The organism is Corynebacterium sp. MSK004, assembly GCF_030232515.1.
Taxonomy (GTDB): domain Bacteria; phylum Actinomycetota; class Actinomycetes; order Mycobacteriales; family Mycobacteriaceae; genus Corynebacterium; species Corynebacterium hesseae.
The window spans coordinates 1-19440 of record NZ_JASPKB010000009.1; the positions used below are offsets into that span (position 1 = coordinate 1).

General features: G+C 61.9%; 14 protein-coding genes and 2 pseudogenes. 6 read left to right on the forward strand and 10 right to left on the reverse strand.

The features are described from left to right. Positions 1–102 precede the first annotated feature (102 nt). Positions 103–312: pseudogene (locus tag QP999_RS10780) on the forward strand (helix-turn-helix domain-containing protein); the annotation flags it as partial. A 19-nt stretch (positions 313–331) separates the two neighbouring features. Beyond that, a pseudogene (locus QP999_RS10785) lies at positions 332–1548 on the forward strand (IS30 family transposase). A 108-nt stretch (positions 1549–1656) separates the two neighbouring features. On the opposite strand, the gene smc reads toward QP999_RS10785, so the two are convergent. The 6 genes from smc to QP999_RS10815 are packed head-to-tail and all read right to left on the reverse strand — an operon-like array spanning position 1657 to position 9210. Then, on the reverse strand, positions 1657–5160 hold the full coding sequence (smc, locus tag QP999_RS10790) for a chromosome segregation protein SMC (protein ID WP_070526891.1): 3504 nt from the start codon (positions 5158–5160) through the stop codon (positions 1657–1659). 10 nt (positions 5161–5170) lie between these two features. After that, positions 5171–5479 (reverse strand): acylphosphatase, encoded by a 309-nt coding sequence (locus QP999_RS10795; protein WP_070526888.1) that lies wholly within the window; start codon positions 5477–5479, stop codon positions 5171–5173. Beyond that, entirely contained in the window at positions 5480–7006 is a 1527-nt protein-coding gene (locus QP999_RS10800; RefSeq protein WP_070623157.1) for an alanine/glycine:cation symporter family protein, read from the reverse strand. It abuts the gene before it with no gap. Between the two features lie 49 nt (positions 7007–7055). Further along, positions 7056–7889 (reverse strand): bifunctional DNA-formamidopyrimidine glycosylase/DNA-(apurinic or apyrimidinic site) lyase, encoded by an 834-nt coding sequence (gene mutM, locus QP999_RS10805; RefSeq protein WP_070533235.1) that lies wholly within the window; start codon positions 7887–7889, stop codon positions 7056–7058. A 14-nt stretch (positions 7890–7903) separates the two neighbouring features. After that, positions 7904–8674, reverse strand: a complete 771-nt coding sequence (gene rnc, locus QP999_RS10810; protein WP_070596874.1) for a ribonuclease III — start codon at positions 8672–8674, stop codon at positions 7904–7906. Then, positions 8671–9210 (reverse strand): YceD family protein, encoded by a 540-nt coding sequence (locus tag QP999_RS10815; protein WP_070519975.1) that lies wholly within the window; start codon positions 9208–9210, stop codon positions 8671–8673. The genes rnc and QP999_RS10815 overlap by 4 nt, the downstream gene beginning before the upstream one ends. 133 nt (positions 9211–9343) lie before the next feature. On the opposite strand from QP999_RS10815, the gene QP999_RS10820 reads away from it, so the two are divergent. After that, the gene (locus QP999_RS10820; RefSeq protein WP_284848283.1) at positions 9344–9982 is read left to right on the forward strand and encodes a hypothetical protein; all 639 of its coding nucleotides are present in this window, start codon (positions 9344–9346) and stop codon (positions 9980–9982) included. 29 nt (positions 9983–10011) lie between these two features. Here QP999_RS10820 and QP999_RS10825 read toward each other — a convergent pair whose 3' ends face one another. Both QP999_RS10825 and gdhA read right to left on the reverse strand, forming a co-directional pair. Beyond that, positions 10012–10758 (reverse strand): DivIVA domain-containing protein, encoded by a 747-nt coding sequence (locus QP999_RS10825; protein WP_070565523.1) that lies wholly within the window; start codon positions 10756–10758, stop codon positions 10012–10014. 114 nt (positions 10759–10872) lie between these two features. After that, the gene (gene gdhA / locus QP999_RS10830; RefSeq protein ID WP_070565521.1) at positions 10873–12219 is read right to left on the reverse strand and encodes an NADP-specific glutamate dehydrogenase; all 1347 of its coding nucleotides are present in this window, start codon (positions 12217–12219) and stop codon (positions 10873–10875) included. A 172-nt stretch (positions 12220–12391) separates the two neighbouring features. On the opposite strand from gdhA, the gene QP999_RS10835 reads away from it, so the two are divergent. Further along, complete coding sequence (locus QP999_RS10835; protein WP_284848284.1) at positions 12392–13510, forward strand: glycerate kinase; 1119 nt, start codon at positions 12392–12394, stop codon at positions 13508–13510. 31 nt (positions 13511–13541) lie between these two features. Here QP999_RS10835 and QP999_RS10840 read toward each other — a convergent pair whose 3' ends face one another. Beyond that, the gene (locus tag QP999_RS10840) at positions 13542–13940 is read right to left on the reverse strand and encodes a hypothetical protein (RefSeq protein WP_070596871.1); all 399 of its coding nucleotides are present in this window, start codon (positions 13938–13940) and stop codon (positions 13542–13544) included. A gap of 36 nt (positions 13941–13976) precedes the next feature. Between QP999_RS10840 and QP999_RS10845 the strand changes: the two genes are divergently transcribed. Together QP999_RS10845 and QP999_RS10850 are read left to right on the forward strand one after the other, a co-directional pair. Beyond that, positions 13977–15185: an amidohydrolase gene (locus QP999_RS10845; protein WP_284848285.1), complete on the forward strand. Its 1209-nt coding sequence runs from the start codon at positions 13977–13979 to the stop codon at positions 15183–15185. 141 nt (positions 15186–15326) lie between these two features. After that, complete coding sequence (locus tag QP999_RS10850) at positions 15327–17717, forward strand: glycogen/starch/alpha-glucan phosphorylase (protein WP_239248935.1); 2391 nt, start codon at positions 15327–15329, stop codon at positions 17715–17717. A 159-nt stretch (positions 17718–17876) separates the two neighbouring features. Here QP999_RS10850 and pyk read toward each other — a convergent pair whose 3' ends face one another. Then, positions 17877–19298, reverse strand: a complete 1422-nt coding sequence (gene pyk / locus QP999_RS10855; RefSeq protein WP_070520168.1) for a pyruvate kinase — start codon at positions 19296–19298, stop codon at positions 17877–17879. Positions 19299–19440: the final 142 nt, after the last annotated feature.

Here is a 19440-nt window from a genome sequence, read left to right on the forward strand (position 1 = left end):
GAAGCACTCACATCAGCTACACTGACCCGAGCAGCATAGCTAACCCCCGACGTGTCTACTTTCCGGGGGTCAGGCCCGGCTGTTGGGTTGGTGCGTGCAGGTATGTCGATCAATCAAGCAGCACAGACTGTTGGAATATCGACTGGCTTGCTTCACAGCAGGTTAAAGAAAGCTGGTGTAATCGAAGTGCGGCCTAGACGCGCCCACTTGTCACCTGATGAACGTGCCCAGGCCGTGGAGCGAGTGCTTGCTGGTGAGAGCTGTCAGACAGTGGCTGATGCTATCGGTGTGCATCCTTCTACCGTGTATGGGTGGATAAGGAAGCAGCGGTATGCGAAGTTACGCCGGCAGCGACACCGTCGAACGCCTGATGAGGCGGTGGTGTCTTTGCCAGATACAGGCAAGAAGCTGGGTAAAGATTCTGTTATGCCAGCACCGATGAAAACTCAAGCCGTTGATGGATTTCCTAGCGCCGCTTTAGATAAACAGGGCGTGGTAGGGCGTGGTCGCAGGCTTACTGTTGAAGACCGTGTTGCTATTGAAGCGGGATGTCGTGTCGGTGATTCGGCACGAGCCATCGCGCAGAAAATAAATAGGCACCACAGTGTCGTCGCCCGTGAAATCACCCGTAATGGTTGGAAGATCGTCGATGAGGACAGCACAGAGCAGCTGCGATATAACGCCCACAACGCTGCTGTTTCTACTGCTGGTCGGATGGTGCGGCCAAAACTACGCAAGCTCGATGAAAGCCCAACGCTTCGGGGTGTAATGGTCGATTGCCTTGCCCGCAGGTGGTCACCTGGGCGCATTAGTGCATGGCTTGAGCATGCTTTCAGCGATGATGAAAGCATGCGTATTTCCCACGAAACGATCTACAGTGCCTTATACATTCAAGGCAAAGGCAGCCTGCGAGCCGAGCTTGAAGCAGTCATGAAGACTAAAGACGTACTTATCCGCGGCGGCGCAACACGCAAGCGTCGTGCCCGAAACGCTGGCGTGTTAACCGGTCGCCCTTGGATCAAAGGTGCTGAGATCACCCACCGCAGCCCGGAAGCTGATGACAGGGCTATCCCCGGGCACTGGGAGGGCGACCTTGTTATTGGTAAAGGTGGCAAAAGCGCGCTGATTACCCTAGTAGAGCGCACCAGCCGTTACACCCTGCTTGGACACCTTCCCGATGAGCACAGTTCACACACCGTGGTCGCAACCCTGCAGGACATGGTCAAAGACCTCAACACCGAGCAGCTAAAGACCATCACATGGGACCAAGGCGCAGAAATGGCTGTCACAGCACAAGTCCAGATTAAAGACGGCTGCCAGGTGTTTTTCTGTGAACCGCACTCACCGTGGCAGAGACCAACCAACGAGAACACCAACGGCGAGATCAGGCGCAGGTTCTACAAAAAGGGCACCGACTTTGCCACCGTCACACCCGAACATGTCGCGTGGGTGCAAAATGAGCTCAACGAAACACCCCGACAAATCCTCGGCGCAACCCCACGTGAAATACTCAACGAACTATTCAAGCGTGGCGCATCCACCGCTTGATTCCGCCATGAGTAAATGGCGTTTTCAGCCGTGAAAACGCCTTATGACTGATGCCTTTTGACAGTTGCCTCCAGCATGTCGATGGAGACGCACAGACGATGCCCGCCGTTAGCGCGGAGCGTCCACTCCAAGGCGCGTGGCATCCTCGGCGGCTTGAGCCGTGCCCGGTGCCTCACCGGCGCGGGACATGCGCTGCGAAATCACGCGCGTTACGCCATCGCCGCGCATCGTCACGCCGTAAAGAACGTTGGCCACGTCCATCGTCGGTTTCTGGTGGGTAATGACGATGAGCTGAGAATCCTTACGCAGTTCCTCGAAAAGTGCAATGAGGCGGCGCAGGTTGACGTCGTCAAGCGCGGCTTCCACCTCATCCATGACGTAGAACGGTGAGGGGCGCGCGCGGAAAATCGCCACGAGCATGGCCAGTGCAGTCAGGGACTTCTCACCGCCCGAGAGCAGCGACAATCGTTTGACTTTCTTACCCGGTGGGCGGGCCTCCACCTCGATGCCGGTAGCCAGCATGTCGTCCGGCTCCGTGAGGATGAGGCGACCCTCGCCTCCTGGGAACAGCGTCTGGAAAACCTTGGGAAACTCCGCTTCCACGTCATGCCAGGCGTCCGTGAACAGCTGCAAGATTTGCGCATCCACGTCTTCGATAACGCCAGTCAGATCCTTGCGGGCCTGAATCACGTCATCTAATTGCGTGGACAGGAAGCTATAGCGCTCCTCGAGCGCCTTATACTCCTCCAAGGCCAGCGGGTTGACCTTGCCCAAGGAGTTGAGGTCCTTCTCGGCCTGCTTCAACCGCTTGGTCTCGGCGGAGCGATCGAAGTCCTCGCCCGGGGTGTAGTCCTTGAGCAAGTCCGGGATAGCAATGCCGAGTTGTTCCACGATTTTGCCCTCGGCCTCATCCACGCGCACCTGTGCCTGGCTGCGGGCAATCTCCGAGTTGTGCGCGGAATCGGTCAGGCGATCGAGCTGCTGGCGGGTAGCGGAGACCGCCTGCTTCGCCGACTGCGCACGCCCCTGCAGCACGCCGCGCTGGGTCACTAGCTCATCGCGTTTTTCAGCTGCGCGCTCGAGTGCCTGGGTAGTGCGGGCGGCGAGGTCCTGGGCATGCTTGTTGACGGCCCCCGCCAACCGCGCCTGTGCCTGCCGGCGGGCCATCGCTTGATCGTGGCGGGCCTTGGCCTGGCGCTCGTGTTGGGCTTGGCGCCGCAGGGCCTCTCCCTTGCCGGCTGCCTGGCCTACCTTTTCCTCCGCGCTGCGGGCCGCCAGTTGAGCCTCTACCTCCATGGCCTTGACCTGTTCAAGGGCGGCCGAGGCTGCATCGCGTTCCACCGAGGAAGGTTCATCCGCTTGCTCATCAGCGTCCACGCGCGACAAGCGGTCACGAGCCTCCGCGAGTTCTTCGCGCAGGCGGGCCAACTGCACCTCGATGTCCGTGGCGCGAGCGGCAGCCTTTTCGTGCTCCGCCTTGTTCGCCTCATACTGCTTGAGCAAGCGCTGGTGGTCGCGCTTCCACGCCTCAAGCTCGTGATCATGCTCGCGCAACGCGGCCTTAGCGCTCGCCGCACCTACCCGGGCATCATCGGCGGCTAGCTTCGCTCCTTCCAGCGTGCCTGATAGCTCCTCCAGCTCGTGGGTGGCGGTTTCCAGCTGTTGCTCGGCTTCTGCAATCTGGCCGCTCACCTCGACCGTGGAGACGGCACCAGTTCCGGCCTCGACCCAGCCTTCACCAACCAGCAAGCCCTCGGCGGTGACGGCCCGCAGGCGCGGATCCTCAGCAATGAGCTCGCGGGCCGCGGCATAGTCATCCACCAAAACGACGTCGGAGAGCAGCCGCGTCACCGCCGCCGATACTTCCGGGACCAAGACCATCTGGTCGAGCAACCAGCTAGCACCGGAAGGCAGGTCCGCGTCAAGGCGCCAGGCTGAACCAGTAGGTTCCGTGGAGACGTCGATCAGCGGAGTGCGGCTCGCCTCAGCGAGTTCACCCACGATGTCCATGCTCACCGCACCGGCCTGCGCCTCCGCGAAGGAGCCGAGTGCCGCCGCGACGGCCGTTTCATAACGCGTAGAGATGAACTCCGCGAGAGGTTTAAACCCCTCCCCCAGCTCGAGCGCTTCCGGAGCAGTCTGGCCCAGCGTATCGATCCGGGCTCGCAGGCTGTACACGGTACGCTCGCGCTCCCGCTGGGCATCGCGCAGCTGCTCCAAGCGTTTATCGGCCGCGGCGGACTCGCTGGCCGCGCGTACGTGCGCTTCTTCCAGCGGCTCACGCTCGGCAGCCAGGTGCTCTAGTTTGTCCGCTACCTCATCGGCCTCCACCTGCGCTCCCCTGGTGCGCGCCTTCGTGTTCGCCAGGGTTTCTTCCTGGCGCGCCAACTCGGATTCCGCGGAGCTTACCTGGCCCGCCAGGTTTTCCTCGGCCGCGATGAGGCGGACCACGCCTTCGCGACGATCCGCAATGGCGCGCAGCTGCGCCATATGTTCCTTGTCCGCGGCCTCGAAGGCTTCCCGGCGCTCAGCCACTTCCTCCCGGATCGATTCCAAGCGCTCCGCTGCTTCTTCGGCCGCGGCCAGCAGCTCGTGGTGCTCCTCGTCGGCACGCCGGGCGCGTGCCTCCAGCTCCTCCGGATCCTGGCCGGCATAGGTCACCTGGGATCCGACGTTGCTGGCACGCTCGGCCGCAATACGCTGCGTGGCAGAGATGCGTTCGCTCAGCGTCGATAGCTCGAACCACAATTTCTGCGCGGCCTCCGCGCGCGGCGTGACATCCCCCAACTCGGCCTCTACCTTGAGCTGGATTTCGGTCGCCTCTTCCAGCTGAGCCGTTACTTCCTCGACCTGTTCGGCGAGCACCACCGCGCGCTTCTCCGCATCCTCAAAGGTGGCACGCAGCCTGACCACGCGGTCACCTGCCAAACGCAGGCGGGCATCGCGCAGATCCGCTTGCACAGTGGCTGCACGTTGGGCGGCCTCCGCTTGGCGTGCCAGCGGCTTGAGCTGCTTACCCAACTCATCGGTCAGGTCTTGCAGGCGGTCCAGGTTGGCTTGCATGCCCGTGAGCTTGCGCTGCGCCTTTTCCTTACGGCGGCGGTGCTTAAGCACGCCCGCGGCTTCCTCAATATAGGCGCGACGATCTTCTGGTCGGGACTCCAGGATCTCCGCCAGTTTTCCCTGGCCCACGATGATGTGCATCTCACGGCCAATGCCGGAATCAGAAAGCAGCTCTTGGATATCCATGAGGCGTGCCTTCGCCCCATTAATCTCATATTCGCTCGCGCCATCCCGGTACATGCGGCGGGTGACGGAGACCTCTGAATACTCGATGGGCAAGGCACCATCGGAATTGTCAATCGTCAGCGTGACCTCAGCGCGGCCGAGGGCCTTGCGGTCCCCGGCGCCGGCAAAAATGACGTCCTGCATCTTGCCGCCGCGCAGCGTCTTGGCGCTGCCTTCACCCATGACCCACGCCAGTGCGTCGACGACGTTAGATTTACCCGAGCCATTCGGGCCGACCACGGCGCAGATACCGGGCTCGAATTTCAGGTTCGTCGCGGACGCGAAGGACTTGAATCCTTTGAGCGTGAGCGATTTGAGGTGCATTCGAATAAGTTTAGCGCTCGATGAACCCCGACTCACCGCGCGGGGCGGTCCACTGCTCCACCACGGCGTTCACCACGCCTGGACGGTGGGTGGTCGACGGTTCTTCACGCAGCAAGGCCAGCAGCTTCTCGCAGTCAGCACGCGGGCCTTCAGCAACCACCTGGACGCGGCCATCCTGCAGGTTCGTCGCGTGTCCTGCCAGTCCTAGTTCGAGAGCACGGGAGCGCGTCCACCAGCGAAAGCCCACGCCTTGGACGTGGCCAAGTACGAAAGCTGTGAGGCGTTCATGTCCCGCAGAGGCTGATGCTGTGCCTGCCATCTAGTACTCCCTCAGGTTTGTGCGGTCGCTCAAGTCGAATTCGTGATCGAGACGGCGGCGGTCCTCCGCGCTGCGGCGCGTCACAGGATCGGTACCATCCCAGCACTCGACATTCTGCAGTTCCGGCAGCATATCACGGTGGAAGACGGGATCCAGGCCCTTACGGCGCTGCTCGTTGTAGTTCTTCAGCAGCTTGATGGCCACGCCGCACAGCGGCACGATGGCGCACACGTTGAGCAGCACCATGATGGCGGCACCCGTATCCGCCAGGTCGAACACGGTGCCCAGCGGGGCCACCGCACCGTAGAAGACGAAAGCCAACACGATGAGGCGGAAGGTCCACAGCACCCACTTCTTCCCGGAGAGGTACTCCACGTTGGACTCGGCAAGGTAGTAGTTGCCCAGAATCGAGGAGAATGCCAAGAAGAACAGGATGAACGTGACGAAGTGGATGCCCCACTCGCCGACCACATTGGACAGCGCGTTCTGGGTCAGGGTCACTCCCTCAATTGCGTCGGAGCCAAAGGTCTCGAACTCGGTGCCCAGCAGAATGATGAAGGCAGTAATCGTACACACCACCAGGGTGTCGAAGTACACGCCGAGGGTCTGCACAAGGCCCTGCTTCACGGGGTGGGAGACCGTCGCCGTTGCTGCCGCGTTCGGCGCCGAACCTTCGCCGGCCTCGTTGGAGAACAGGCCGCGCTGGATGCCCTTCAGCATGGCCATGCCCAGTGTCGCGCCAGCAGCCTCACGGAAGCCGAAGGCAGAGCCGACGATGGAGACAAACATGTCCGGCACCTTGTCAAAGTTAAGGACCACCACGATGAAGCCCATGATGAGGTAGGCACCGGCCATAAACGGCACGATGAACTGAGTCATCGAGGCGATGCGCTGAACACCACCGATAATGATGAGGCCAGCTACGGCAACGACGGCAATACCCACGCCCGCCTTGAAGGCACCGGAATCCTGTCCGAAGGAGGCCGCCAAGGAATCAGAGATAGCGTTGGTCTGGAAAGCGTTGTAGAACCAACCAAAAGTAATGGCGATGGCGACGGAGAAAATGGTTGCCAAGGGCTTCCAGCCCAGACCACGGGACATGTAGTAGGCCGGGCCGCCGCGGTAGGTATCCCCCTCGCGGACCTTCCACAACTGGGCCAGCGTGGACTCCACGAACGCAGTTGCGCCACCCAGGATGGCGATGAGCCACATCCAGAACACAGCGCCGGGCCCGCCCACAGAAATTGCTACGGCCACACCCGCGACGTTGCCGGTGCCCACACGCGACGCCGCCGAGATGGTGAACGCCTTGAAGGCAGAAATACCGCCGTAATCGGCGTCCTCATCGACGCCGACCCCCTTGGGCTTTTCGACGACCGCTTTGAACATATCCGGCACCATGCGGACCTGCACCAAAGCGGTGCGGATACCGAAGTAAAGGCCAGCAGCGATAAGCAGCCATGGCAGGACATAGGACCACAGGCTGTCGTTAATGACACCGATCACGGTGCTGAAGATTTCTTGCATACGTTACACACTAGTGACAACCCCCGCCATCGGCCTAGTTGGAGCCTAACTACTTCCCCACCCCACGGCGCTGACAGGACGGGCAATAGTGGGTACCGCGCCCGCCCAACACGGTTTTCACGATGTCCTCGCCGCAGCGATCACAGGGCTGCCCGCCACGCCCATAGGCATGCAAGGAACGGTCAAAATACCCGGATTCGCCGTTGACGTTGACGTACAGCGCGTCAAAGCTGGTCCCGCCAACCTCAAGGGCGGAGCGCATAACGTCGGTGGCCGCGGAAATCACCGCGACGGCATCGCGCTGCCGCAGGGCGCTGGCCTTCTTCAACGGAGAAATCTGAGCCGCCCACAGCGCCTCATCCGCATAGATATTGCCCACTCCGCTGAGCACAGTTTGATCCAGCAGGGCAACTTTCACCGCCGTACGTTTTGCGCGCAGGCGCCTCCCCGCCGCGGTGAGGTCAAAGTCTGCTTCGAGGGGATCGGGCGCGATATGCGCCATGGTGAGCCACGGGCCGAGATGCCAATAGCCAAAAGTGCGCTGGTCGACGAAGCTGATGCGGGTGGCGTCGTCAAGCACGGCGGCGATGCGCACGTGGGGTGAATCCACCTCACCGATCCGCACCTGCCCCGACATTCCGAGGTGGATAAAGAGCACATCGCGGGCAGGATCAGTGCGGTCCTCATCGGCAAACTCCAGCCACATGAACTTGCCGCGGCGCGCCACCGCGGCGATCCTCCTGCCCACGAGCAGCGCGGACAGCGGTGCCTCCTGCTTGCGATTGGCGCGCGGGTGAAGGACATCGACCGCCGCGAAGGATCGCCCCACGACGTAGGGCTCGAGCCCGCGGCGGACGGACTCAACTTCAGGCAGCTCTGGCATCGAGTCCTCGTGGGTTAGTTCTCTTTGCCGGCGGTGCCCTGCACCAGCAACGGGGTCTCACGCAGCGCCTGGCAGGCTTCTTCCGCAGCCTGCTGCTCCGCAAGCTTCTTGTTGTGTCCCGTTCCCCTACCCACGGTCAAACCGGCCACCGTGGCAACGGCATTAAAGGTCTGATCGTGCTCGGGGCCGGTCGAGGTGGCCGAATACACGGGCATCGCTGCCTTCAGCTCGGCGCACAGCTCCTGCAAGGTCGTCTTCCAGTCCATGTGGCGGCCGGATACCACGGCGTTCTCAACCTTGGCGGCAAACAGCCGCAGCACCACCCCGCGGGCGACTTCGAAACCATGCTGGCGGTAGATGGCCCCCAGGATGGCCTCGGTGGTATCGGCCAAGATGGAGTCCTTGTCACGGCCGCCGGTAGATTGTTCACCCTTGCCCAACAGGACGTGTTGGCCCACCCCGATTTCACGGGCTACGTCAGACAAGCCGTAGCGCGAAACAATGGAAGCGCGCATCTTAGAGATGTCGGATTCGGGGCGCGATGGGAACTTTTCGTAGAGCTTGGCCGCGATGGACAAGCCCAAGACCGCGTCCCCGAGGAACTCCAGACGCTCATTGTTGGGCAGGTGACCGTTCTCGTTGGCAAAGGAACGGTGCGTCAGCGCCAAACACAGCAGCTCATCGTTGAGCTCCACGCCGAGCGCCTTGAGCAGCGGACCGTGGTCCACCTCCGCGAATGCTGCGGCAAGTGCCTGCTCGCCGGTGAGTTTCTTCTTCTTGCTCATAGGAATTTCTCCAGTCCGGACCAGCGCGGATCGACGCGCTCTTCTTCCCCGGAGACCCCCGTGGTCACGCCTTCGGGAACATCTACTTCACAGCCATCCTCACACGTCGGCGCGAAAGGAAGCACCAAACCTGCCTCATCGATCACGGTCTGCAGGAGGTCAAGGACACCGTCCTCAATCTCGGGGATCTCATCGCCGGAACCGCGATCCTCTTCCTCTGTTTCATCCCCGCTGATGAAGGACTCATCCGCGGAGAAAACCTGGGATACGTGGAGATCTAGTGCTGGATGTAGCTCAGCTAAGCAGCGTGCGCATTCGCCGCTGAGGGTGCCGGTGATATCAGCGTCCACCAACACGCCGGAGCCCAACGGCGTCAAGGTGGCGTCCACCTTAACCTCAGCACCTTCCGGGATGCCGATCATTTCCACGCCGATGCGCTCGGGGGCGGGTCCGGTTTGCACGCGGTGCTCAGGCAGCGCTTCAGCCCCTTGGCTGCGGAGCAATTCCGTCACGTCGAACTTCAATGGTGATTTCATAACGCCCACCAGCTTACCCTGTGCTGACCCACGCGCCCTAGACTGGCAAGCGCCTGAATGTTGGGTCATAGCCGCTTAAGCGCTTGCCCACAAGGCTCGATTCTTGTGCTTGTGGCTTTTAGCCTAAAACTCCATGAGCTACACCGCGACCGACACGGCGTCTCTGGGCGCCACGGCACGTGAACTCGCGCTCAGCTTTCCCTTGCAGTGCCTTGTCCCCGCCGTAGTCCTGGCCGTCGTGGGAGTGACCTGCCGCCGCCTCATCACGCGAGTCCGCCCCAGCATTTTCGGCGATGCCGGCCTCTCCCTGCACCGCGCGGCCCTCGCCAGTGCCCTTGCGGGATTGGCCGTGGGCGCGGTGTCCTTTCTTCCCCTGCATTTTGGGCCTATCGTCATACTCTCATCGGCGCTGTTCTCGCTGTGTGCCGCGCTCATCGCGTGGAGCGCACGCGAGTCTTTTTCTGCCGCCGGCATGGGGATTGGTGTGATGATGCTGACCGTCGGTGCGGTCGATGTGGTGCTGTTGCTTGTCGACGCCGCCTGGGGCCCCATTCCCGAGCCCCACACCACGGGCACGGACTTCGGCATTATGTGGGTGCTTTATGCACTGCCGGGCCTCGTCGCCGCGGGATTGGCCGCAGCCCTAAGCACCATGTCGGCCAAGGAAGCCGCCCGAATTCGCCGCGCGGAACAGGCGCGCGCTGCGGCACAGGGCTCTACCTCGCTTCACTCGACCTCGCTTCGGCAGAGCCGAAGCGTCACCACTAGGTAGTTGCCCGTGCCTTAATTCAACAATTCAGCTTAGTAATCACGGGGCGCACGCGGTGCACGGCGCACAGGCTCCCGGGTCTCGCGCACAGCGCTTCGTCCCTCACCATGTGATTCACCGCGGGAACGCACGCCGGCGCCCCGCCGCAGCGCGGAGCGATCGTTGTTGACGGTACGCAAGAGGTCGGACAAGGTGGTCTCGAACTCCCCGAGCTTGGCATCAACAAATTCATCGCACTCGGTGCGCAGGCGGTTGGACTCAGAGTGTGCGGTCTCCACAATGCGGTGCGCCTCATCGTCGGCGCGGCGCACAACCTCGGATTCGGAGACCAAGCGGTCCTGCTCGGCTTGGCCTGCCGCGACAGCGCGCTGGTATTCCTCATCCGCCTGGGCGCGGGTGCGCTCGGCGTCGGAACGCGCGTTGTCCACGAGGTTGGCGGCCTCATCTTCCGCCTGGGCCACCAAGGTGGTGGCGCGGTGTTGAGCGTCGGCAAGCATGGCATCTGAGTCCTCACGCGCACGGGCAACGGTGTCATCGGCCTCGGCGGTGGCCTCAGAAATAATCTGCTCCGCGCGCTCCTCAGCACCCTGGAGGATCTCGTCCTGCTTGTCTAGGACGTCCTGGGCGTCATCCATTTCAACGGGGAGGGCGTTACGGAGATCGTCGAGAAGCGCCAGCATTTCGTGGCGCGGAACCATGCAGTTGGAGGTCATGGGAACGGCATAGGCCTGTTCCAGATTGCGAACAAGTTCATCGAGGGACTCAAATACGCGGTACATGGCACCAGCCTATCCAAGCGCACACACACTGCGACGTATCCCACGCGGGAAGAAATGGCAAAACCTCCCCGGTAAGCGAGGAGGTTAAGCGCAGATACAGAGATAAGGAAACGGCTAGATTACGCCTTGGGCCAGCATGGCGTCGGCCACCTTCTTGAAGCCGGCAATGTTGGCGCCCGCCACGTAGTCACCTTCCAGGCCGTATTCCTTGGAGGTCTTGTCGATGTTGCGGAAGATATTGGACATGATCTCATGCAGGCGCTGGTCGGTGTACTCGAAGGACCAGGAGTCGCGGGATGCGTTCTGCTGCATCTCCAGCGCGGAGGTTGCCACACCGCCCGCATTCGCGGCCTTGCCCGGTGCAAAGGCGATTCCGCTCTCCCCGAAGTAGTGCGCGGCTTCCGGGGTACACGGCATGTTTGCACCCTCAGCAACGTAGCGGATGTGGTTCTTTACCAGGAGCTTGGCGTCATCGCCGTCGAGCTCGTTTTGGGTCGCACACGGCAGGGCAACGTCGGCGCTGACCCCCCATACGTTGCCGCCCTCGTGGTACTCCACGCCCGCGCCAGCCTCGCCGGCGTAGGTGGAAATGCGCTCGCGGCGTACTTCCTTGATGTCTTTGAGCAGCTCCAAGTCCACGCCGTTCGGGGTCGTGATGTAGCCGGAGGAATCGGACATCGCCACGACGGTTCCGCCGAGCTGCTGAACCTTCTCGGCGGCGTAGATAGCAACGTTGCCGGAGCCGGAAACAATGACCTTGGCGCCGTCGAAGGACTCGCCGTGGGTCTTCATCATCTCCGAGGTCAGATACACCAGGCCGTAACCGGTGGCCTCAGTGCGCACGAGGGAGCCACCCCAGGTCAGCCCCTTGCCCGTGAGGACCCCGGACTCGTGCTTGTTTTCTAAGCGGCGGTACTGGCCAAACAGGAATCCGATTTCGCGGCCGCCCACGCCGATATCACCGGCCGGCACATCGCGGTACTCGCCGATGTGGTTGTGTAGCTCCGTCATGAAGGACTGGCAAAAGCGCATGACCTCGGCTTCGGACTTGCCCTTCGGGTCGAAGTCAGAACCGCCCTTGCCGCCGCCGATGGGCAGGCCGGTCAGCGAGTTCTTAAAAATCTGCTCGAAGCCAAGGAACTTGATGATGCCCAGGTTCACGCTCGGGTGGAAGCGCAGGCCGCCCTTGTACGGGCCAAGGGCCGAGTTGAATTGCACGCGGAAACCGCGGTTGACCTGAATCTGGCCGTTGTCATCCACCCACGGGACGCGGAAGATGAGCTGGCGCTCAGGCTCGCACAGCCGCTCGACCAAGCCATAATCAGCGTAGTGAGGGTCCTTGTTGAGGACGATCTTGAGGGAATCCAGGACCTCAGCGAGCGCCTGGTGGAATTCCGGTTCACCAGCATTGCGCTTGAGAAGCTTGCTGTAATAGTCGGAGATTTGCTGGTCGATGGACATGGCAATCCTTTCATTCGGCACCGTGTTTAGCAGCTGGTGCGTCATTCATTGAACAACCGACAGTTTTCTATCAATCGACCTAAATTGCAAGACGAGCGTACGGGGAAATTTTTTAAAGGCAGGTCAGAGGGCGAAAATTTTTTCCCGCTTCCGCTTCCATATACTCATGAACATGCGCATACTTGTTGCCCCCGACTCATTTAAAGGCACCGCCACTGCCGCCGAAGCCGCCGCCGCCATTGCTTTGGGCGCGCGCCGCGCCCTCGGCTCTTCCCCGCACGCCGCTACAGCACAGGTAACCACTCTCCCTATGGCCGATGGTGGCGAGGGTACCGCGGAGGTACTCGCCAGCGCCGCCGTTCACCGCAACGACACGGCGGGCCAGACCATTACGCTGCCCACCACCGATGCCATCGGGCGGCTGACTGAGGCCAGCTACCAGCTCGTTGGTGACACGGCCTTCATCGACGTCGCGGCGGCCACCGGCCTGCCCGCTGTCTCCGACGCCCTCGATCCGCTCCACGCGGATTCCTATGGCACGGGAGTGCTGCTTGCCGACGCCGAATCGCGCGGCGCCAAGCACATCGTCTTGGGGCTTGGCGGCAGCGCCAGCATCGACGGCGGCCTCGGCATCCTCGCCGCGCTCGGCGCCGCCGCCCACGATTCCCGCGGCTACGCCCTGCCCAAAGGCGGCGCCCCGCTGGTCAACCTCGATCACATCGACACCGCACAGCTCAACATGAAGGCGGCGATGATGGACTACACCTTGGTTACGGACACCCGCGCCGTGCCCATCCAGGCCGCGACGATGTACGGCCCTCAAAAGGGCGCCGAGGGCGAACAGGTGGCGCTGCTCGCCGGCGCGATGCTGAAGCTATGCGAGGTCACGGATACCGACCCGCAAGCGGAGTTCTTGGGTGCCGCCGGCGGCATCCCCATCGCCTTAAGCTGGCTCTCACGCACACTGTGGGGCACGGCAGAGCACTGCCGCATCGTTCCCGGCGGGCGCTATGTGGCCGATGCGCTCGACCTGCCCGCGCGCATCGCCGAGGCCGATCTCGTCCTCACCGGTGAGGGGCGCTTCGACGAGCAATCGCTCACAGGAAAAGTCGTGGGCACGCTGGCGGAGATGACCGGGCCGCCGACGCTGGGCATCATCGCTGGCTCCGCTACGGCACCGGCGCCGCAAGGCGCACTCCTAGAGGAGCTCGGCGGGGATGAACGCGGGGACGTCGCCCAGCGCTTGAGCGCCGCAGCCGAACGCCTCGTCCGCAGCTTTCTACAGAGCTAGCTCTCTTCGGGGCTAAACCTTCTCTGCAGGACTAAGGGGTTACCTGCACCGCCCACGGGAAGATGGCCGGGCGCTCGTGGGCGAGCTCATCCTCCAGCAACACGTGATCCTTCGGCAAGACCGAATGCGGAGTTAACAGGCGCGCGAGGACCATGGTCAGCTGGTTAACGGACCCCTTCACGCCATCGACGTCGATGGCGTAGCGGTAAACATTTGCGTCTTCGAGGTCACGTTCTTCATGCTCCTCCCGGTAGGTTTGGCGCAGCTGCTCTTCCAGCCCCTCCGGGAGTGCGGGCTCGTGCACGCGAGTAACCTCAGCAGAGGCCAGCGAGTTATTGTCCACCAGCTTGTGGGTGGCAGTACTAAAGATTTCGGCCACACGCTCGGCTTGGGCATCCGGCACCAGAACATCAAAGTGAATCAATGGCATGTAGGTAACCCTACCCAAACTTGGAGGACAGTAACTATGGCAGATCCCACACTTTCCCGTCTGACCGAGCTCTTAGTGGACGATTCCGTCGATCTCAGCTGGCAACGGGCCTTCTACGAGGATCTGCATGCCCACCCTGAGCTCTCCCATGAGGAGGAACGCACCGCCGGGCGGATTCTGGAACAACTAGAAAACTACGATTGTGAACTCGTCACCGGCATCGGCGGACACGGTATCGTCGCTATCTTCCGCAATGGGGATGGCCCCACGGCACTGATGCGGGCCGATTTCGATGCCCTCCCTGTAGCCGAGGAAACCGGCGTCCCCTTCACCTCGACCAACGGCGCGATGCATGCCTGCGGGCACGATGTGCACGCCACCGCGTTGCTCGGCGCGTGCGCGATTCTCGACGCCCACCGCAACGCCTGGCGCGGCACCTTCCTAGCACTGTTCCAACCCGCCGAAGAATCATCCATGGGTGCCAAATACATGATCGCCGACGGGCTCACCGAGCGCGTTCCCGCACCGGAAGTGTGCTTCGGCCAGCACGTCATGCCGGGCCCCGCCGGGCAAGTCCAATCCACCGCCGGCCCCATCCTGGCCGGCTGCGACTCCCTTCGCATTCGCATCACGGGGCGCTCGGCGCACGCCTCCATGCCGCACGAGGCCATCGACCCCTCCTATGTGGCCGCCATGGTGATCACGCGTCTGCAGGCCATCGTCGGCCGCGAAGTTCCTCCCCATGACTTCTTCGTCATCTCGGTGGGCGAGCTACATTCGGGTGATAAGAACAACATCATTCCAGGTGGCGCCGAGCTAGTGCTCAACACCCGTTATTACAAACCGGAATTGGCCGAGCGCGTCTACGCCTCCCTCGAGCGCATGGTGCGCGCCGAGTGCGAAGCGTCCGGGTGCCCGGCAGCACCGACCTTCGAATACTTCGCTCACGGCGAGGTCACCGATAACGACGCTGCCACCCACCAGGCTGTTCGCGCCTCCTTCGATGAGGTCTTCGGCGAGCTCTCCGTCACCGCCGCGCCCTCCACCGTCTCCGAGGACTTTTGCTATCTCCCGCAGGCCTGGGGCGTGCCTTATTACTTCTGGTTCATCGGCTCCACACCGGAAAACCTCCTCGACAACCCGCCCGTTAACCACCAGGCCACCTTCCTACCGGACTATGAGCCCACGATGCGCTCGGCCACTCGCGCCGGGGCCACCGCCGTTCTGTCTTTCCTTGGATGCTAAGCCTCTGTGCCCAACGCCACTCGGCATCACGGTCTGCGTGAAACGTTGGTCAGTGTCCTGGTCTGCAGGTGCATACAGAACTGGTTAAGCTTGGGAGTTGGTATTTTTCCGCATTTATATGCCTAAAGTGAAGGGATTCTCATGAGCCAACCCCAGCACTCCGATTTCCAATCCGCAGTTCCTGGACACGTGCGCGCCGCAGCCGGCGTCTCCCCATCTCGTGCGACCGACCGCAAGTTTTGGTCCGGTCTGTCCTCCTCGGTGATGGAGCAGATTGCAGACAATTGGGAGGCCACCCGCAGCGCCTACGCCGCCACTCGTCAGCAGCACTACTTCTCCGCTGAGTTCCTGCAGGGCCGTGCCCTACTCAACAACCTCACCAACGTCGGTCTCGTCGATGAGGCCCGCGCCGCTACCAAGGCTGCGGGCCACGAGTTGGCTGATGTCCTCGAAGCCGAGCACGATGCCGCACTCGGCAACGGCGGCTTGGGCCGCCTCGCCGCCTGCTTCCTCGACTCCGCCGTCACCCAGGACTACCCGGTGACCGGCTATGGCCTCTTGTACCGTTACGGCTTGTTCCGCCAGTCCTTCGACAACGGTTTCCAGCGCGAGGAGCCGGATGCATGGATGGAAAACGGCTACGACTTCATCATTCGCCGCGCTTCCGAACAGCGCTTGGTCCACTTCGACGACATGGACGTGCGCGCCATCCCCTATGACATGCCGATTACCGGCTATGGCACCGATAACGTGGGCACCCTGCGCCTGTGGAAGTCCGAACCCATCGATGAATTCGATTACGATGCCTTCAACTCGCAGCGCTTCACCGAGGCCATCGTCGAGCGCGAGCGCGTCATGGATATCTGCCGCGTGCTCTACCCCAACGACACCACCTACGAGGGCAAGGTCCTGCGCGTTCGCCAGCAGTACTTCTTCGTATCGGCTTCGCTGCAGCAGATGATCGATAACTACATCGAGCACCACGGCGAGGACCTCACCGGCTTCGCTGAGTACAACTGCATCCAGCTCAATGACACCCACCCGGTGCTGGCCATCCCGGAATTGCTCCGCCTGCTTCTCGACGAACACGGGATGGGCTGGGATGACGCATGGAAGGTCGTCACCGAGACCTTCGCCTACACCAACCACACTGTGCTGGCTGAGGCCCTGGAGAGCTGGGAAGTGTCCATCTTCCAGAAGCTGTTCTGGCGCATCTGGGAGCTGGTGGAAGAGATCGACCGCCGCTTCCGCGAGGACATGGCCCAACGCGGCTTGGATCAGGGCCGCATCGACTACATGGCCCCGGTATCCGACGGCCACGTGCACATGGCGTGGATCGCCTGCTATGCCGCGTACTCCATCAACGGCGTCGCCGCCCTACACACCGAAATCATCAAGGCGGACACGCTCTCCGAGTGGCACGAGCTGTGGCCGGAGAAGTTCAACAACAAGACCAACGGTGTGACCCCGCGCCGCTGGCTGCGCATGTGCAACCCGCGCCTGTCCGACCTGCTCACAGAACAAGCTGGCTCCGATGCCTGGGTCACCGATCTGACCGAGCTGGCGAAGCTGGCTCCTTTGGCTGAGGATGAGAAGGTACTGCGCCAACTCATCAATATCAAGCGCGCCAACAAGCAGGATTTCGCCGCCTGGATTGACGCGCACCAGGGCGCATCCGTAGACCCGGATTCCATCTTCGACGTCCAGATTAAGCGCCTGCACGAGTACAAGCGCCAGCTGATGAACGCACTCTACATCCTGGACCTGTACTTCCGCATCAAGGTCGACGGCGAGACCGTCCCGAAGCGCACCTTCATCTTCGGTGCGAAGGCCGCCCCGGGCTATGTCCGCGCCAAGGCCATCATCAAGCTCATCAACGCCATCGGTGACTTGGTCAACAACGACCCAGCCACCAAGGACGTACTCAACGTGGTCTTCGTTGAGAACTACAACGTCTCCCCCGCCGAGCACATCATCCCGGCCGCTGACGTCTCCGAGCAGATTTCCGTCGCTGGCAAGGAAGCTTCCGGTACCTCCAACATGAAGTTCATGATGAACGGTGCCCTGACCTTGGGCACCATGGACGGCGCCAACGTGGAGATCGTCGAGGCAGTGGGCGAAGAAAACGCCTACATCTTCGGTGCCCGCAACGAGGAGATCCCGCAGCTGCGCGCCGAGTACAACCCGAGTGAGCTCTACAACACGGTTCCGGGCTTGGCACGCGTCCTCGACGCCTTCACCGATGGCACGCTGGGCTCTGAAAATGCGGGCATGTTTGGTGATCTTCGCTCCTCGTTGCTCGATGGATTTGGCGAGCACGCCCAGGACACCTACTACGTTCTTGGGGACTTTGCCGACTACCGCGAGACCCGCGACCGCATGGCAGCCGACTATGACGCTGATGAGTTGGCATGGGCCAAGAAGGCATGGCTTAATATCTGCTACTCCGGCCGCTTCTCCTCCGACCGCACAATCGCCGACTACGCCAACGAGGTGTGGAAGCTGGCCCCGACTCCCATCGCCAACGTCTAGGTAGACGGGGTTAATAGGCGCGCTAGTGCCTATTAACCCTTAGATGGGTAGTCCTTCAAGGCTCCTTCAAGGCAAAAGTGCCGCCCCACTCAATTACCCCCTTCCGCCATTGCGGGAAAGAGGCCGAGTGAGGCGGCGTTGCCTTACTGCGCGAGAGCCCTACTTATCGCGCAGCGTCTGACCCAGCTCGTGGACCTGAATCATGTTGGTGTTACCGGAGATTCCAGGAGGCGTACCGGCGATGACGACGATCATGTCGCCTTCCTTGTACTTATCCATCCCCAGCAGCGCCTCATCGATGGCTTCCATCATGTTATCGGTGGACTCCACCGATTCACTCAGGAAGGTCTCGGCGCCCCAGGTCAAGGCCAGCTGCGAGCGCACGGCCGGGTGCGGGGTAAAGGCAAGCAGCGGCAGCGGCGAGTGCAAACGAGCCACGCGCTTTGCGGTATCACCGGAGGTGGTGAACGCTACGATTGCCTTCGCGTTAAGGCGCTCAGCGATATCGCGTGCGGAGTAGGACACGACACCGCGCTTGGTGCGCGGAACGTGCGTCAGCGGAGGAACGCGGCCACCCTGCTCGGCATTCGCGACGATCTTGGACATGGTGCGCACGACATTCTGCGGGTCGATGCCCACGGACGTCTCGCCGGAGAGCATGACTGCATCGGCACCGTCGAGCACCGCGTTGGCAACGTCGGACGCCTCCGCACGGGTCGGCCGCAGATTGGAAATCATGGAATCGAGCATCTGCGTTGCCACGATTACCGGCTTGGCGTTCTCACGCGCAATCTGGATGGCTCGCTTTTGGAACAGCGGAACCTGCTCCAGCGGCACCTCGACGCCGAGGTCACCGCGGGCAATCATGATGGCATCGAATGCCAGCACGATGGATTCGAGGGCATCGACAGCTTCCGGCTTCTCCAGCTTGGCGATGACCGGAACGCGGCGGCCTTCCTCATCCATAATCTCGTGGACCTTGTCCACGTCGGCCGGGGAACGCACGAAGGACAGAGCAATCAAGTCCACACCAAGCTTCAAGGCGAAGCGGAGATCTGCGATGTCCTTTTCCGACAGAGCCGGGACGGAAATGTCCATGCCCGGCAGGGACACGCCCTTGTTGTTCGAGACCGGACCGCCTTCGGTGACCTCACAGACGACGTCGTTGCCATCGACTTCCTTGCACACGACGGCGACCTTGCCATCGTCGATAAGCAGGCGGTCACCCGGCTTCGCGTCCTTCGCCAGGTTCTTGTACGTGGTGGACACGCGGTCGTGCGTGCCTTCCACGTCCTCAACAGTGATGCGGACGATCTCGCCGTCCTTCCACATCTCTTCACCGTTGATGAAGCGACCCAGACGGATCTTCGGACCCTGCAAGTCCGCCAACACACCGACGGCGTGGCCGGTCTCATCGGTGGCCTCGCGGACCCAGCGATAGTTCGCTTCATGATCCGCGTGCTCGCCGTGAGACATGTTCAGACGTGCCACGTCCATGCCCGCTTCAACGAGGCCAAGGATTCCTTCCTTGCTTGCTACCGCGGGACCCAACGTACAAACGATTTTGGTTCTTCTATCCAACATGGAATGCCTTACTCACATCGGGAGCTTCTAACGGTTCCCAAACTACCCCGGTTTACTGGTCTCGGCCACTACGAATGACGCTCATAGCACGTTTTCAAGCCTCGTCCCGAGTGCTCTCCAGGGCCGAGCAAAGCCCTAA

What these genes read in the sequence shown, in the direction of transcription:
- smc (WP_070526891.1), bottom strand. Translation starts at nt 5,160, where the DNA reads ATGCACCTCAAATCGCTCACGCTCAAAGGATTCAAGTCCTTCGCGTCC.
- QP999_RS10795 (WP_070526888.1), bottom strand. Translation starts at nt 5,479, where the DNA reads ATGGCAGGCACAGCATCAGCCTCTGCGGGACATGAACGCCTCACAGCT.
- QP999_RS10800 (WP_070623157.1), bottom strand. Translation starts at nt 7,006, where the DNA reads ATGCAAGAAATCTTCAGCACCGTGATCGGTGTCATTAACGACAGCCTG.
- mutM (WP_070533235.1), bottom strand. Translation starts at nt 7,889, where the DNA reads ATGCCAGAGCTGCCTGAAGTTGAGTCCGTCCGCCGCGGGCTCGAGCCC.
- rnc (WP_070596874.1), bottom strand. Translation starts at nt 8,674, where the DNA reads ATGAGCAAGAAGAAGAAACTCACCGGCGAGCAGGCACTTGCCGCAGCA.
- QP999_RS10815 (WP_070519975.1), bottom strand. Translation starts at nt 9,210, where the DNA reads ATGAAATCACCATTGAAGTTCGACGTGACGGAATTGCTCCGCAGCCAA.
- QP999_RS10820 (WP_284848283.1), top strand. Translation starts at nt 9,344, where the DNA reads ATGAGCTACACCGCGACCGACACGGCGTCTCTGGGCGCCACGGCACGT.
- QP999_RS10825 (WP_070565523.1), bottom strand. Translation starts at nt 10,758, where the DNA reads ATGTACCGCGTATTTGAGTCCCTCGATGAACTTGTTCGCAATCTGGAA.
- gdhA (WP_070565521.1), bottom strand. Translation starts at nt 12,219, where the DNA reads ATGTCCATCGACCAGCAAATCTCCGACTATTACAGCAAGCTTCTCAAG.
- QP999_RS10835 (WP_284848284.1), top strand. Translation starts at nt 12,392, where the DNA reads ATGCGCATACTTGTTGCCCCCGACTCATTTAAAGGCACCGCCACTGCC.
- QP999_RS10840 (WP_070596871.1), bottom strand. Translation starts at nt 13,940, where the DNA reads ATGCCATTGATTCACTTTGATGTTCTGGTGCCGGATGCCCAAGCCGAG.
- QP999_RS10845 (WP_284848285.1), top strand. Translation starts at nt 13,977, where the DNA reads ATGGCAGATCCCACACTTTCCCGTCTGACCGAGCTCTTAGTGGACGAT.
- QP999_RS10850 (WP_239248935.1), top strand. Translation starts at nt 15,327, where the DNA reads ATGAGCCAACCCCAGCACTCCGATTTCCAATCCGCAGTTCCTGGACAC.